The 14,065-nt window shown below is 71.9% G+C and carries 16 protein-coding genes, 1 pseudogene and 1 riboswitch; of the genes and pseudogenes, 1 reads left to right on the top strand and 16 read right to left on the bottom strand.

Going from position 1 to position 14,065, the window contains the following annotated elements:
* The 16 genes and pseudogenes from Q0741_RS26995 to glyA form a co-directional block, all read right to left on the bottom strand.
* Positions 1–336: pseudogene (locus Q0741_RS26995) on the bottom strand (hypothetical protein); the annotation flags it as partial.
* On the bottom strand, positions 336–767 hold the full coding sequence (gene tolR / locus Q0741_RS26990; RefSeq protein WP_298236289.1) for a protein TolR: 432 nt from the start codon (positions 765–767) through the stop codon (positions 336–338). The pseudogene Q0741_RS26995 and the gene tolR, both read right to left, overlap by 1 nt.
* A 1-nt stretch (position 768) precedes the next feature.
* Complete coding sequence (gene tolQ / locus Q0741_RS26985) at positions 769–1,476, bottom strand: protein TolQ (protein WP_298236288.1); 708 nt, start codon at positions 1,474–1,476, stop codon at positions 769–771.
* A complete protein-coding gene (ybgC, locus tag Q0741_RS26980) occupies positions 1,473–1,904 on the bottom strand; it encodes a tol-pal system-associated acyl-CoA thioesterase (RefSeq protein ID WP_298236287.1) in 432 nt (143 codons plus the stop codon). Before ybgC ends, tolQ begins: the two co-directional genes overlap by 4 nt.
* 14 nt (positions 1,905–1,918) lie before the next feature.
* Positions 1,919–3,103 (bottom strand): pyridoxal phosphate-dependent aminotransferase, encoded by a 1,185-nt coding sequence (locus Q0741_RS26975; RefSeq protein ID WP_298236286.1) that lies wholly within the window; start codon positions 3,101–3,103, stop codon positions 1,919–1,921.
* Positions 3,104–3,139: 36 nt separating this feature from the next.
* Entirely contained in the window at positions 3,140–3,619 is a 480-nt protein-coding gene (gene nusB / locus Q0741_RS26970) for a transcription antitermination factor NusB (RefSeq protein WP_298236285.1), read from the bottom strand.
* Complete coding sequence (gene ribH / locus Q0741_RS26965) at positions 3,616–4,083, bottom strand: 6,7-dimethyl-8-ribityllumazine synthase (protein WP_298236284.1); 468 nt, start codon at positions 4,081–4,083, stop codon at positions 3,616–3,618. Before ribH ends, nusB begins: the two co-directional genes overlap by 4 nt.
* Positions 4,084–4,085: 2 nt before the next feature.
* A complete protein-coding gene (gene ribBA, locus Q0741_RS26960) occupies positions 4,086–5,201 on the bottom strand; it encodes a bifunctional 3,4-dihydroxy-2-butanone-4-phosphate synthase/GTP cyclohydrolase II (protein ID WP_298236283.1) in 1,116 nt (371 codons plus the stop codon).
* A gap of 108 nt (positions 5,202–5,309) precedes the next feature.
* Positions 5,310–5,930 (bottom strand): riboflavin synthase, encoded by a 621-nt coding sequence (locus Q0741_RS26955; RefSeq protein WP_298236282.1) that lies wholly within the window; start codon positions 5,928–5,930, stop codon positions 5,310–5,312.
* A 36-nt stretch (positions 5,931–5,966) separates the two neighbouring features.
* A complete protein-coding gene (ribD, locus tag Q0741_RS26950) occupies positions 5,967–7,091 on the bottom strand; it encodes a bifunctional diaminohydroxyphosphoribosylaminopyrimidine deaminase/5-amino-6-(5-phosphoribosylamino)uracil reductase RibD (protein ID WP_298236281.1) in 1,125 nt (374 codons plus the stop codon).
* 57 nt (positions 7,092–7,148) lie between these two features.
* Positions 7,149–7,592 carry a prepilin-type N-terminal cleavage/methylation domain-containing protein gene (locus Q0741_RS26945; protein WP_298236280.1) on the bottom strand — a complete coding sequence of 148 codons (444 nt, stop codon included), beginning with the start codon at positions 7,590–7,592 and terminating at the stop codon, positions 7,149–7,151.
* Positions 7,589–8,884: a hypothetical protein gene (locus tag Q0741_RS26940; protein ID WP_298236279.1), complete on the bottom strand. Its 1,296-nt coding sequence runs from the start codon at positions 8,882–8,884 to the stop codon at positions 7,589–7,591. The genes Q0741_RS26945 and Q0741_RS26940 overlap by 4 nt, the downstream gene beginning before the upstream one ends.
* Positions 8,872–9,582 (bottom strand): prepilin-type N-terminal cleavage/methylation domain-containing protein, encoded by a 711-nt coding sequence (locus Q0741_RS26935; protein ID WP_298236278.1) that lies wholly within the window; start codon positions 9,580–9,582, stop codon positions 8,872–8,874. Before Q0741_RS26935 ends, Q0741_RS26940 begins: the two co-directional genes overlap by 13 nt.
* 7 nt (positions 9,583–9,589) lie before the next feature.
* Entirely contained in the window at positions 9,590–10,162 is a 573-nt protein-coding gene (locus tag Q0741_RS26930) for a GspH/FimT family pseudopilin (RefSeq protein WP_298236277.1), read from the bottom strand.
* 100 nt (positions 10,163–10,262) lie between these two features.
* A complete protein-coding gene (nrdR, locus tag Q0741_RS26925) occupies positions 10,263–10,700 on the bottom strand; it encodes a transcriptional regulator NrdR (protein ID WP_298236276.1) in 438 nt (145 codons plus the stop codon).
* 102 nt (positions 10,701–10,802) lie between these two features.
* Entirely contained in the window at positions 10,803–12,053 is a 1,251-nt protein-coding gene (gene glyA, locus Q0741_RS26920) for a serine hydroxymethyltransferase (protein ID WP_298236275.1), read from the bottom strand.
* 70 nt (positions 12,054–12,123) lie between these two features.
* Positions 12,124–12,262, bottom strand: a riboswitch (ZMP/ZTP riboswitch).
* 281 nt (positions 12,263–12,543) lie between these two features.
* Here glyA and Q0741_RS26915 point away from each other — a divergent pair.
* On the top strand, positions 12,544–14,065 hold a 1,522-nt coding region (locus Q0741_RS26915), incomplete at its 3' end, for a methyl-accepting chemotaxis protein (protein WP_298236274.1).

The raw sequence follows: 14,065 nt of genomic DNA, 5'->3' as shown, positions 1-14,065 counted from the left end.
GGCGGCGCGCGGCGTCGGAGCCGGCGGCGGCGGCGGTGGAGGCGGTGGAGGCGGCGGCTCCGGTGCGGGTTGGGGCGCTGGGGACGGTGCCGCCTCGGGCTCGCCCTGGGCCGGCGGAGCGGCCACTTCCGGTACCGCGGCCCACAGCTCCGCGCTCACCGGCGTGGGCTCCTGCGCATGCCAGCTCACGCCCAGCGCCAGCGCGGCGATCAGCCCCGCGTGCACGACGGCGGACACGGCCGCGCCCGTGCCCATGCGGTCGGCATTGCGCGGACGCAGCACGTCGCCCTGGGATGAGGGCGTGGTGGGGGATGGGCTGCCGGGTTGCTGCGCCATCAGCCGCCCTGTTTGACCGACAGGCCCACCCGCTGCACGCCCGCGCGCTGCAGCCGGTCCATGACCTGCACGACGCTCTCGTACTTCACCTGGCGGTCGGCGGAGATCACCACCGGCACGTTGGCGTCGCCGCCCTGGGCCTGCAGCACGCGCTCGCGCAGGTCACCCAGCGCCAGCGCGCGCTCCTCGTCCTGCCCGCTGACCTTCAGGCGCAGCTTCTCGTCCTTGCCCACGACGACCTCGATCACCTTGTCCGGCCGCTGGCTGGACTTGCCCACGCTGGGCAGGTCCACGGTGCCGGTGGTGATCAGCGGCGCGCTGACCATGAAGATGATCAACAAGACCAGCATCACGTCGATGAACGGGACCATGTTGATCTCGTTCATCGTGCGGCGGCGGCGCCCGCCGCCCCGAGCAGCAACCCCGGGCATCTCAGCGCCCCTGCGCCGCGCTCACCGGCGTGACGGTGGCCGGCGCGCCGACGTTGCGCTGCAGGATGTTGGAAAACTCCTCAATAAAAGTTTCCAGCTGGATCGCCAGGCGGTCGATGTCGCGCGCGAAGCGGTTGTAGGCCATCACCGCGGGAATGGCGGCAAAGAGGCCGATGGCCGTGGCCACCAGCGCCTCGGCGATGCCCGGCGCCACCGTGGCCAGCGTCACCTGCGTCAGGTTCGACAGGCCCACGAAGGCATGCATGATTCCCCACACCGTGCCGAACAGGCCCACGTACGGGCTGATCGAGCCGACGGTGGCCAGGAAGCTCAGGTGGCTCTCGATCACGTCGAGCTCGCGCTGGAAGCTCGCGCGCATGGCGCGGCGCGCGCCGTCGAGCTGCGCGCCGGCGTCCAGGCGGCGCTCGCGCAGCTTCAGGAATTCGCGCATGCCGCTGGCGAAGATGCGCTCCATCGGCGCGGCCTCGGCCTTGGTGCCGGCGTTCTCGTGCAGCTCCTGCAGGCTGCGGCCGGACCAGAACTCGCGCTCGAAGTCGTCGTTGCGCCCGCGCACGCGCTTGAGGCCGAAGAGCTTGGCGAAGATCACCGTCCAGCTCGACACCGACATGAACATCAGGCCCGCGATCACGATCTGGACGATGGGGCTGGCATGCAGCACCAGGTTGACGATGGAGAGGTCCTGATTCATGCGGCGTGGGTCTGTAGGGTGTTGATGAGCTCGTCGGGCATGCGCCGCGGGCGGAAGGTGTCGGCATCGACGCAGCCGATGCGGATGGAGCCCTCGGTCAGCAGCACGTCGCCGCGCCAGGCCTGCTGGTGCACCACCAGGCTGGCGCGGCCGGTCGCTTCGGGCCGCACCGTGACGTGCAGCAGGTCGTCCAGCCGGGCCGGGGCGATGTAGCGCAGCTCGGTGTGCGTGACCACGAACATCATCCGCTGCTCGTTCTTCAGCGCTTCCTGGCCGAAGCCCAGGTGGCGCAGCCACTCGGTGCGCGCCCGTTCGAAGAACTTCAGGTAGTTGGCGTAGAACACCACGCCGCCCGCGTCCGTGTCTTCCCAGTAGATGCGCACCGGAAAACGGAACGCGCGCACGTCCAAAGCCGTTGACGTGGACATGGTCCCGGCTCCTTTCAGCGCGCCAACAGCTGGCGCAGGCGGGATACCGCCTCCTGCAGCTGCGGCAAGGCGCTGGCGAAGCTGAAGCGCACGAAGCGCTCGGTGCCGGCGTGTCCGAAATCCCGCCCAGGGGTCACGCACACTTGGGCCTTCTCCATCAGTTCGAAGGCGAAGTCCCAGCTGCTGGCGCAGAAGGCGCTGGCGTCGGCCCAGACGTAGAAGGCGCCATCGGGCAGCACCGGCACCTTGAAGCCGATCTGCTCCAGCGCCGGCACCAGCCAGTCGCGCCGCCGCATGAATTCCGCGCGCCGCGCCTCGTACTCGGCGATGGACGCCGGCTCGAAGCAGGCCAGCGCCGCGCGCTGCGCCACGGTGGAGGCGCAGATGAACAGGTGCTGCGCCAGCATCTCCACCGGCGCCACCAGTGCCTCGGGCAGCACCAGCCAGCCCAGGCGCCAGCCGGTCATGCTGAAGTACTTCGAGAAGCTGTTGACGCTGACGATGTCCTCGCCCCAGCGCAGCGCGCTGCCGCCGAAGCGCTCATCGAAGCTCAGGCCCAGGTAGATCTCGTCCACGATCGTCACGCCGCCGCGCGCGCGCACGGCCTCGACGATGCGGCGCATCTCCTCGGGGTCGATGGAGGTGCCGGTGGGGTTGGAGGGGGAGGCCAGCAGCACGCCGCGCGTGGCCGGCGTCCAGGCCGCTTCGACGGCCGCGGCGTCGAGCTGGAAGCGGTGTTCCGGCCCGGCGGCCAGCAGCCGCGGTGTGGCGCCGGCGGCGGTCACGAAATGGCGGTTGCAGGGGTAACCGGGATCGGAGAGCAGCACCTCGTCGCCGGGCTCGAACAGCACCTGCGTGAGCAGCTGCAGCGCCGCCGAGGCGCCGGCCGTGACCAGGATGCGCGAGGCCGGCACGGCCAGGCCGAAGCGCTGCGCGTACCAGCGCGAGATCGCCTCGCGCAGCTGTGGCAGCCCGGCCGCGGGCGTGTACTGCGTGCGGCCGGCGTCCAGGCAGGCCTGGGCGGCGGCGAGCACGGGCGGCGGCGCGGTGAAATCCGGCTCGCCGATGTTGAGGTAGAGCATGGGCCGCCCGCCCTGTGCCGGGTCGCACAGGGGGCCGCGCGCGATCTCCGCCGCGGCCTTGGCGCATTCCATGACGTAGAAGGGCTCGATGCGCTCGAGCCGGCGCGCGAGTTTCATGTCACCGGGAAAGGGAGTGAGGAGCGGGGCGCTGCTTCAGCGCCCGGCGCGCGCGCGCGCGGCGGCCACTTCCTGCGGCCGCAGGTCCGCCGCCGCCTTGTCCAGCACGCCGTTGACGTAGCGGTGCCCGTCGGTGCCGCCGAAGCTCTTGGCCAGCTCCACGGCCTCGTTGATGGCGACCTTGTAGGGCACGTCCAGGCAGTGGCGCAGCTCGTAGGCGCCGATCATCAACACGGCGTGCTCCACCGGCGAGAGCTCGGTGGTCTTGCGGTCCACGTGCTTGGCCAGCACGGCGTCCAGCGCCGCGGCCTCGTTGATGCCGCCGTGCAGCAGCGCGTCGAAGTGGGCGCGGTCGCACTTGTCGAACTCGCCCTCGTTCTGCTCGCGCACGTGCGCCTCGATGGCACCGGCGTCCGAGCCGCCGATGAGCCATTCATACAGGCCCTGCAGCGCGTACTCGCGGGAGCGGCGGCGCGCCGACTTGGCCGGCGCAGGTTTCTTCTGGGGGGGATTCACGACAACTCGTCCAGCAGGTTGGCCATCTCCACCGCCACGCGGGCGGCGTCGCGGCCCTTGGGTTCGGCGCGAACCCAGGCCTGATCCTCGTTCTCGACCGTGAGGATGGCGTTGGCAATGGGAATCTGGTGGTCCAGCCCGACGCGGGTCACGCCCGCGCCGCTTTCGTTGGCCACCAGCTCGAAGTGATAGGTCTCGCCGCGGATGATGCAGCCCAGCGCGACGAGGGCGTCGAAGTGGTCGTCGCCGGCGGCCATGGCCTTGAGCGCCAGCGGCACTTCCAGCGCGCCGGGGACGGTGACGAGGCGGATGTCCTCCTCCGCCACGCCCAGCGCGCGCAGCTCGTCCAAACAGGCTTTTTCCAGGGTGCTCGTGATCGCGTCGTTGAAGCGCGCGCGCACGATGCCGATGGTGAGCCCCTTGCCGTCCAGCCCCAGGGGCTGGCCTTGATCCGCGTCCAGCATGTTTATTGCGTGTCCTTGTCGTTGGGGGCGGCGACGAAGCCCGTCACCTCCAGGCCGTAGCCGGTCATGCTGGGCATGCGGCGCGGGTTGCCCAGCAGCTTCATGCGCTGGATGCCCAGGTGGCGCAGGATCTGCGCGCCCACGCCGTAGGTGCGCAGGTCGATCTGGCCGGTGCGCGGCGCGGGCGTGGTGCCCGCCGGCGGCAGCACGCCGGGCAGCAGGGCGGCGGCGTCCTCGCCGCAGTTGAGCAGCACCGCCGCGCCGGCGCTGGAGGCCTGCAGCCGCGCCAGCGCCGCGGGCAGCGGCCAGGAGTGGCGGCTGGGGCCCACGTCGAGCAGGTCCAGCACCGACAGCGGCTCGTGCACGCGCACCAGCACCTCGTCGGCGGGCTTCCAGCTGCCCTTGGTCAGCGCCAGGTGCAGGCCGCCGGAGCGGTCGCGGTAGGCGTGGCAGTCGAAGACGCCTTGTGCGGTCTGCAGCTCGCGCTTGCCCAGGCGCTCGATCAGCGTCTCGTTGTGGCTACGGAACTGGATCAGGTCGGCGATGGTGCCGATCTTGAGTCCGTGCTCCTTGGCGAAGATTTCGAGGTCGGGCAGCCGGGCCATGGTGCCGTCGTCGTTCATCACCTCGCAGATGACGGCCGCGGGCGAGCAGCCGGCCATGGCGGCGAGGTCGCAGCCGGCCTCGGTGTGGCCGGCGCGCATGAGCACGCCGCCGTCCTGGGCCTGCAGCGGGAAGATGTGGCCGGGCTGCACCAGGTCCGCGGGCACCGCGTCGCGGGCGACGGCGGCCTGCACGGTGCGGGCGCGGTCGGCGGCGGAGATGCCGGTGGTCACGCCGGTGGCGGCTTCGATGGAGACGGTGAAGGCGGTGCCGTACTGGGTGCCGTTGCGCGTGGCCATGGGCGGCAGTTGCAACGCCTCGCAGCGCTCGCGCGTGAGCGTCAGGCAGATGAGGCCACGCGCGTGCTTGGCCATGAAGTTGATGGCTTCCGGCGTGACGTGGTCGGCCGCGATGACGAGATCGCCTTCGTTTTCGCGGTCTTCCTCGTCCACGAGAATGACCATGCGGCCGGCCGCCAGTTCAGCGACCAGCTCGGGAACGGGTGAGATGGGCATCCCGCGATTGTAGGCGGGCCCCCGGGATGGGCTGGAGGCAAGCCCTACAAGTTCGCCTATGCGCGCAGCGCGAGACGGCCGCAGCGCCATGCCTTCCGGTTCCCGGCATCACCCCTTGGCCGACAGCATCCTCTCCACATACCGCGCAATCAAATCGATCTCCAGGTTCACCCCGCTGCCCGGCTTCAGGTCGCCCAGGGTCGTTTCCTGGATCGTGTGCGGAATCAGGTTGATGCTGAACTCGCAGCCCGCGTCCGAATCCGCCACGCGGTTGACCGTCAGGCTCACGCCGTTGACGGTGATGGAGCCCTTGTAGGCCAGGAAGCGGCCCAGCTCCTTCGGCGCCTGGATGCGCAGCTCCCACGACTCGCCCACCGGCGCGAAGTGCGTCACCGTGCCGAGCCCGTCCACGTGGCCGCTGACCAGGTGGCCGCCCAGGCGGTCGTTGGCGCGCAGCGCCTTCTCCAGGTTGACGCGTCCCGGCTGGTCCAGCCCCGCCGTCAGACGCAGGCTCTCCGCGGAGATGTCGATGGTGAAGCAGGGCGTGGCGCGGTCGAAGCCCGTGACGGTCATGCACGCGCCGTTGAGCGCGATGCTGTCGCCCAGCTCCACGTCGTCCAGGTAGCCCGCCGGGGGCTCGATGCGCAGCCGCTTGCCGTGGCTGCCGTCCGGGCCCAGGGGCTGCACGTCGGTGATGCGGCCCAGGCCGCTGATGATGCCGGTGAACATGAGTAGGTCGTCTCTGAGGGGAGGGAAGGGAAACGGTCAGAACTGGCCGCGCCCGGGCGGGCGGGCCAGGATGCGCAGGTCGCGGCCCACGGCCTCGACCTCGCGGAATTCAAGCTCCATCGCGTCGGCCAGCGTCTCCAGTGGCCCGAAGGCCGCCATCTCGCGGCCCAGGCCGATGAGCTTGGGCGCCAGGTACACCAGCAGTTCATCGACCAGCCCCGCCTTGAGCAGCGAGGCGTTGAGCTTGTGGCCGGCCTCGACGTGCAGCTCGTTGATGCCGCGCGCCGCCAGGTCCGCCAGCATCGCCGCCAGATCGACCTTGCCGCGCTCGCTCTCCGGGAAGAAAGCGACCTCGGCGCCAGCGGCGCGCAGCGCCGCCTCGCGCTCGGCGTTGGGCACGGCGCCGTAGACCAGCGCCTCGCCGGGCGGGGCCAGCAGCTTCGCGGTGGGAGGGGTTTCCAGGCGCGAATCGACCACCACGCGCAGCGGCTGCTTGGCCGTCTGTACCAGGCGAACGTCCAGGCGGGGGTCGTCCTCCAGCAGCGTGCCGATGCCGGTGAGCACCGCGCCGGCGCGCTTGCGCCAGGCGTGGCCGTCGGTGCGCGCGGCCTCGGCCGTGATCCACTGGCTCACGCCGTTGTCCAGCGCCGTGCGCCCGTCCAGCGAGGCGGCGATTTTCATGCGCACCCAGGGCCGGCCCCGCACCTGGCGCGAGAAGAAGCCGATGTTCAGCTCGCGCGCCTCGGCCGCCATCAATCCTTCATCGACGCGGATGCCCGCCGCGCGCAGCCGCGCGGTGCCCTGGCCGGCCACCAGCGGGTTCGGGTCGCCCAGGGCCACCACCACGCGCGCCAGGCCCGCGGCCACCAGCGCGTCGCAGCAAGGCGGTGTTCTGCCGTGGTGGGCACAGGGCTCCAGCGTGACGTAGGCGGTGGCGCCGCGCGGATCGTGGCCGGCCTCCCGGGCCGCGCGCAGCGCCATCACCTCGGCATGGGCCTCCCCGGCCCGCTGTGTGAAACCCTGGACCTGCCAGCCCTCGCCGGCGATGACGCAGCCCACGCGCGGGTTGGGGTCCGACAGCCCGATGGCCTCATGCGCCAGGCGCAGCGCCTGCGCCATGGCGAGCTCGTCGAAAGCGGAGAAGTCTGTGGAACTGTGCATCTGCGGGATTGTGCCCAGCGCCGGCACCGTTCCCGCCGTTGGCAGGGCTGAAGAGGGTCAAGGCGCGCCGTCATCGCCGCCGCGGCGCGTGGGCGCGCGCAGCGTGACGGCCGGCTCGGCCAGCGCCAGCGCGCCGGAGAAGGACGGGTCCGGCGCCGCCACCAGGGCGTGCAGGGCCAGCGCGTGGGCTTGGCCGCCGCGGTCGCTCCAGGCGACTTCCAACCGCACCGCCTGCAGCCCGCCCGCCAGGTCGCGCACCCGGCGCTGCAGGGTGAAAACGCCGTCGGTGGCGTCGGCCTCCTGCGCCGGCTCGCCGGTCCCGCGCAGCGATTCCAGGTCGCGCTGCGCCAGCTGCAACGCCTGGGCGCGCTGGCGCGCCTGCTCGGCCGGGGCGTGGAAGCGCAGGTGCGCCTGCAGCAGCGCCAGCAGCCCGGCGCCCATCACCACGCTGGCGATCAGGGCCTCGACCAGCGTGATGCCGCGCTGGCGGAGGCAGTTCATTCGTAATCCCTCCAGCTCCCCAGCACCGGCACGTAGCGCCCGGCCTGCCAGGCCAGGCGGCGCAGCAGCGCGGCGTCGCGCTCGATGGCCGGTGCGCCGCTGCCTTCGCAGCAGTCGCCGTCCACCAGCACCGCGCCCCGGATGAAGTCGCCGCCGGAGCGCGCCTGCCACCGCAGCGACGCCGCCGCCAGCAGTCCGTGCAGGGCGATGCCCGGGCCCAGCCGCGCCTGGCCCTGCACGGCCAGCAGCACGGGGGCGTCCGCGCTGCCCAGCGCCAGGCCCGAGGGCAGGGCCAGGTCGCCTTCGACCCACAGCAGCCGGGCGCCGGCGGCCACGGCGGCGCGCAGGTCGGCGGCGCAATCGCCGTCGCAGCGCAGCGTGCGCACGGCGGGCGCGCGGGACAGGTCCGCAGGATCCAGGCCCAGGTAGCGGTGCAGGAAGCGGCCGGGCGGCAGCACCAGGGCGGGGTCCTGGTCCGCCACCAGGCCGGCGGGCGGCGCCGTGTCCGGCGAGTCGCTCGATCCGGTCTCGTTGCCGTTGGCCGAGGCGGTGGCATCGCCGCGCCGCGGCCCTTGCAGAGCCGGTGCCTCCACTGGGCCGCCGGCGTGCAGCAGCAGCCCTTGGGCATCGTGCTCGCGGCTGGAGAAGGCGGGCGCCAGCGGGTCCAGCCGCAGCGCACCGCGCGCGGTCATCGGCGCGGCGGGCAGGCCGGTGAGTGCCGGCGCCAGGGCCAGCAGAAGCTGCACCTGCGCTTGCGCGTCCAGGTCGCCGCCGCCGCAGCCCAGGCAGCCGCGCGAGACCAGGCGCAGCAGCCCGTTGGAAGGGCCGGCCTCCACGTGCACGTCGAAGGCGATCCGCTCTCCGTCCGTGGCCGCGGCCGGAGCACCTTCGCCGCTGCAGCGGCAGCTCCAGCCGCCATCGGCCTCCAGCGCGCAGCCGGCCTGCAGCGGCGTGCCGCCGGCGTCCAGCCGTGGCGTGAGGCGGCCGGTGGCGGAGATGTCCACCAGGCGGTCGCGCAGCGGCTCATTGGCCGTGGCGCTGCCGGGGCGGCAGGCCGCATCGACGCGGCCGGCGTTGAGCTGCGCCAGCGCCCACTGCAGCCCGGACTCCGCCGCCGCCAGCGCCTGAGCGCTGCGGCGTTGCACCTCCACGCCGCGCGTCTCCGCCAGCAGCGCGCGGTGGGCGTAGAGGCTGGCCAGCAGCGCCAGGCCGCACAGCAGCAGCACGCTGAGCAGGGCGGCGGCGCCGCGCTGGCGCTCGCGCGGTGCCGGTGCCGGGCTCACTGCGGGCACACCCCCTCCACCACGTCGTTGCGCAGCGCCGCCTCGCCTTGCAGCGCATGCCGGATGGCCGGCTCCCGCGCTGCCTGTGCCTCCAGCTGCAGCGCCGCGTGGCGCTGCAGCAGCCGCGGCGGGCAGGTGTCGTCGTCCGGACACTGGCCCAGCGGACGTGGCCGCGCGCAATGGCGCTCCAGGTCCAGCACGCGCTGGCGCAAGCGCAGCTCGAAGGTCGTGACGGTCATCAGCGCCGGATCCGTCAGCGGCTGCCAGCGGCTGCCCAGCCGCGCGTCCACGATGCCCTCGCGCAACCTGAAACCCGCCTGCGCCGAGGGCTCCGTGCCGGGCGCGGTGTCCTCGGGGACGGGGCCATCGGCGTAGCTGAAGCGCAGCGTGTCCACCGCGGCCTCCGGCGCCGCGCCCTGCAGCGCGGCATACGGATTGGTTGGCGCCGCGGCCCCGTCGCGGGCGATGCCGTCGTCGGCCTGCCGCCAGGCGCCGGCGCGGCGAAAGTCGCGCAGTACCAGCTCGGCCAGCGCCTGCGTCTGCTGCTCCAAGCGCATCTGCAGCAGCAGCCGGCGGTTCTCGCCCAGGAACTGGCTCAGCAGCGTGGCGGCACCGGCGGCGACGAACAGGCCCAGGGACAGGCCGACCAGCAGCTCCAGCAGCGTCAGCCCGCGCGTGCGGGACCTTGGGATGGTGTGGCGGCGCATGCGGGGCTCAGCAGCTTCTGAAGCCCGATACCGCGCCATCGGGCGAGCAGCCGCGCACGCGGCCCATGACGCTCACGATCTCCCGCACGCTGCGGCCGCTGCGCGCGCTGAGCGTGAGCGTGGCGGCCGGGGTGACGGTGTGGCGCGTGGCGCTGAAGCGCATCGAGGCCGCGTTGCTCTCCAGGCGCAGCGGCAGCGTCGCGGGCAGCACGCTGGCGCGCAGCAGCTGGGCCGGGGGCTCGCAGGCGGCGGTGCCGGTGGCGGCGTCGCACTGGCAGTCCTGCGGCTCGCCGGTGTGGATCAGCCAGCAGCGCGGCATCTCGGGCGTGTCGTAGAAGCTCAGGCGCACCGAGCGCGAGCGCAGCGTGGCGCTGGCGAGGGCGAGCTGCACGTCGGCCTCGAACTGCGCCGCCGTGCCCTGCAGGTGCCGGCCCTCGGTCATGGCGGTGAAGGCGGGCAGCGCGGCGCCGGCGGCGATGGCCAGCACCGCCAGCACGGCCAGGCTCTCGATCAGGCTCAGGCCGCGCGAACGGTGGCCGGCCGGGTCGGTGCGGGAACAACCAGCGGAGACGATGCGCATGGGCCTCCCGGGAGGTGGATGCCGCGCAGGGTAGGCATCCGCGCCGCGGGGCGCCATGGGAGGAATGAACTGGGAGGTGGGACGAGGCGCCCAGCCCCGCTCAGATGTCCTTGATGATCTGCCGGAACTCGTCCACGTCCTCGAAGCTGCGGTAGACCGAGGCGAAGCGCACGTAGGCGACCTTGTCCAGGGCCTGCAGCTCGTGCATCACCAGCTCGCCCAGCCGCGCGGTGGACACCTCGCGCTGCGCGTCCTGCAGCAGCCGCTCCTGGATGCGCTCCAGCGCGGCTTCCACCTGCTCCGTGCTCACCGGGCGCTTGCGCAGCGCCAGCGCCATCGACGCGCGCAGCTTGGCGCGGTCGAACTCCACGCGCGCGCCGTCCTTCTTCACCACCGTGGGCAGCGTGATCTCGGCGCGCTCGTAGGTGGTGAAGCGGCGCTCGCACTTCTGGCAGCGCCGGCGCCGGCGCACGGCCTCGTCGGTCTCGCGGGTCTCGACCACCTGCGTCTCGCCGTGGCCGCAGTAGACGCAACGCATGGATTTCACTTTCTCTGTTCGTCCCGAGCTTGTCGAAGGACCTGTGCCTTGGTCAGGCGGCAGGGCTTCGACAGGCTCGGCCCAAACGGCAATCCCGAGGGATCAGCGGTAGACCGGGAAGCGGCTGGTCAGCGCCTTGACCTGCTCGCGCACGCGCTCGATGGTCGCCTGGTCGTGCGGGTTGTCCAGCACGTCGGCGATCAGGTTGGCCGTCAGGCGGGCTTCCTCTTCCTTGAAGCCGCGCGTGGTCATGGCCGGCGAGCCCAGGCGGATGCCGCTGGTGACCATCGGCTTCTGCGGGTCGTTGGGAATGCCGTTCTTGTTGCAGGTGATGTGGGCTGCACCCAGGATCGCCTCGGCTTCCTTGCCGGTGAGGTTCTTCGGGCGCAGGTCCACCAGCATCACGTGGCTCTCGGTGCGGCCGCTGACGATGCGCAGGCCGCGCTCGATCAGCGTCTCGGCCAGCACGCGCGCGTTCTTGACCACCTGCTCCTGGTAGGCCTTGAACTCGGGCGACAGCGCCTCCTTGAAGGCCACGGCCTTGCCGGCGATCACGTGCATCAGCGGGCCGCCCTGGATGCCGGGGAAGATCGCGCTGTTGATCTTCTTGGCGATGGCTTCGTCGTTGCACAGGATGATCCCGCCGCGCGGGCCGCGCAGGCTCTTGTGCGTGGTGGAGGTCACCACGTCGGCATGCGGCACGGGGTTCGGGTAGACGCCCGCGGCCACCAGGCCGGCGTAGTGCGCCATGTCCACCATGAAGTACGCGCCCACGGCCTTGGCCACCTTGGCGAAGCGCTCGAAATCGATGCGCAGCGCGAAGGCCGAGGCGCCGGCGATGATCAGCTTCGGCTTGTGCTCGTGCGCCAGGCGCTCCATGGCCTCGTAGTCGATGTCTTCCTGGGCGTTGAGGCCGTAGCTCACCACCTTGAACCACTTGCCGCTCATGTTGAGCTGCATGCCGTGCGTCAGGTGACCGCCCTCGGCCAGGCTCATGCCCATGATCGTGTCGCCAGGCTGCAGCAGCCCGAAGAACACGCCCTGGTTGGCCTGCGAGCCGGAGTTGGGCTGCACGTTGGCGTACTCGGCGCCGAAGAGCTGCTTGAGGCGGTCGATGGCCAGCTGCTCCACCACGTCCACGTGCTCGCAGCCGCCGTAGTAGCGCTTGCCGGGATAGCCCTCGGCGTACTTGTTGGTGAGCTGCGAGCCCTGGGCTTCCATCACCGCCGGCGAGGTGTAGTTCTCGCTGGCGATGAGCTCGATGTGCTCTTCCTGGCGGCGGTTCTCGGCCTGAACGGCGGCAAACAGCTCGGGATCGACGTTGGCAAGGGTGGATTGGGTGCGGTCGAACATGGCAGTCCTCGGCTAAGCGTGTGGAGGTCCCGGCGTCCGCCGCCCACCACTCTTTGGCGGCGCGGACGAGAAGGGCTGCCCAGGCGAACGGCTTGATACGGCAGCGGACACCATGAATGCATGCCCTTCAACCGTCCGCGCTCCACGGTGGTCCTCCACCTCGGGGCTTGCTATTGAAGAAGCCCCTATCGCCAGTCGCGCGGACCGCCAGTGTAGCGGAGGCGCCGGGCCCGCCTGCCGTGCGCCCGGCGTGGGACTTCGGTCACGGCCCGGGTTTGAGCCGGCTCAACCACCCATCACATAGGCACGAGTCAAGTTGCCAGTTAAGAAAGCGGTAACTAAATTTTCTCAATCCGTGATTTCCCGACCCTGGCCGGCAGCGCGGAGCAAGACGCCCACGGGGTCCGGTGCGCCTGAAAGCCGCCGGATGCCGCGGGTGCCGGAACCGGAAGCGGAACCGAACTCGAAGAACCTCCACCGGAGAGCGCTCATGCGTCAGTTCCTCGCCAACCTGAAGTTGGCCCACAAGTTCATGCTCATCGGCGCCGTGGCGGCGCTGATGGCGTTGCTGCCCTGCGTGCTGGCGGTCAACACCTTCCTGGAGCAGCTGAGCATGGCGAAGTCGGAGCTCTCGGGCATCGACCCCGCGCGCGACGTGCTGCGCCTGATCCAGCTCACGCAGCAGCACCGCGGCCAGTCGGCCGCCGTGCTCGGCGGCGACGCCTCGGTGGCCCCGGCGCGCCAGGAGAAGCAGGTCCTGGTGGAGCGCGTGCTGGGCCAGGCCAAGGCCTCGGTGGCAGCGCTGGGCGGCGCCCGGCTCGCCGGCGCGGTGGGCGAGATCGAGCGCGATTGGCAGGCGCTGGCGGCCGACGTGGGCGGCCAGCGCGTGGACGGCCCGCAGAGCTTCGCCCGCCACACCGCGCTGGTGGGGCGCGAGCTGGCGCTGCTGGAGGACGTGGCCAACGCCAGCGGCATCGTGCTGCACCCGGATGCGCCGGGCTACTTCCTGCAGATCGGCGTGCTCATGCACCTGCCGCGCCTGACGGAGGCGCTGGGCCAGGCGCGCGCCCAGGGCGTGCGGCTGCTGGTCAAGGGCGAGGCGACGCCGGAGCAGAAGGCACGCGTGGACATGCTGATGGTCCAGGCGCGCCGCTACGCCGACGATGCCGCCAAGGCGCTGGCGCTGGCCGGGCAGAACGACGCCGCGCTGGGGCAGGCCATCGCCGCGCCGCTGGCGGCGGCGCGAGCCGCGGCCGACGAGGGCGTCAAACTGGTGGACGAGCGCATCGTGCGCGCCGAGCCACTGACCCAGCCGGCGGCCGAGTTCAGCGCCGGGATCACGCGCGTGATCGACCAGCAGTTCGCGCTCATCGATGCCTCGCTCAAGCAGCTCGAAGCGCAGCTGCAGCAAAGCGTCTGGGACGCGCGCCAGGCCCTGGCGGTGCTGCTGGGCGCCACCGCCGGACTGCTGCTGCTGGGGCTGTGGATCATGTGGGCCGTCACACACAGCATCAGCGAGTCGATCGCCCATGCGCTGGGCCTGGCCGAAGCCGTGGCCGCGGGCAACCTCAACAACCGCATCGAGGGCGGCGGGCACGACGAAGTCGGCCGGCTGCTGCAGGCGCTGGGCACCATGAACGGCAGCCTGGCGCGCGTGGTGTCCTCGGTGCGCAGTTGCACGGACCTCATCGCCACCGGCTCGCGCCAGATCGCCGGCGGCAACGCCGACTTGTCGCAGCGTACCGAGGCGCAGGCCAGCAGCCTGCAGCAGACGGCTGCCTCCATGGAGCAGATGTCGGCCACCGTGCACAGCAGCGCCGACACGGCGCAACAGGCCACGCAGCTCGCCGGCGATGCCAGCCGTGCCGCCTCCAAGGGCGGCGAGGTCGTGGGCCAGGTGGTGGGCACGATGCGCGAGATCAACGCCGCCTCGCACAAGATCGCCCAGATCACCGGGCTGATCGACGGCATCGCCTTCCAGACCAACATCCTGGCGCTCAACGCCGCGGTGG

Source organism: uncultured Azohydromonas sp. (assembly GCF_937926365.1).
In the GTDB taxonomy this organism is placed as follows: domain Bacteria; phylum Pseudomonadota; class Gammaproteobacteria; order Burkholderiales; family Burkholderiaceae_C; genus Azohydromonas.
Note: the sequence above shows the minus strand (reverse complement) of the source record. Positions and strands in the feature narration are given on the sequence as shown.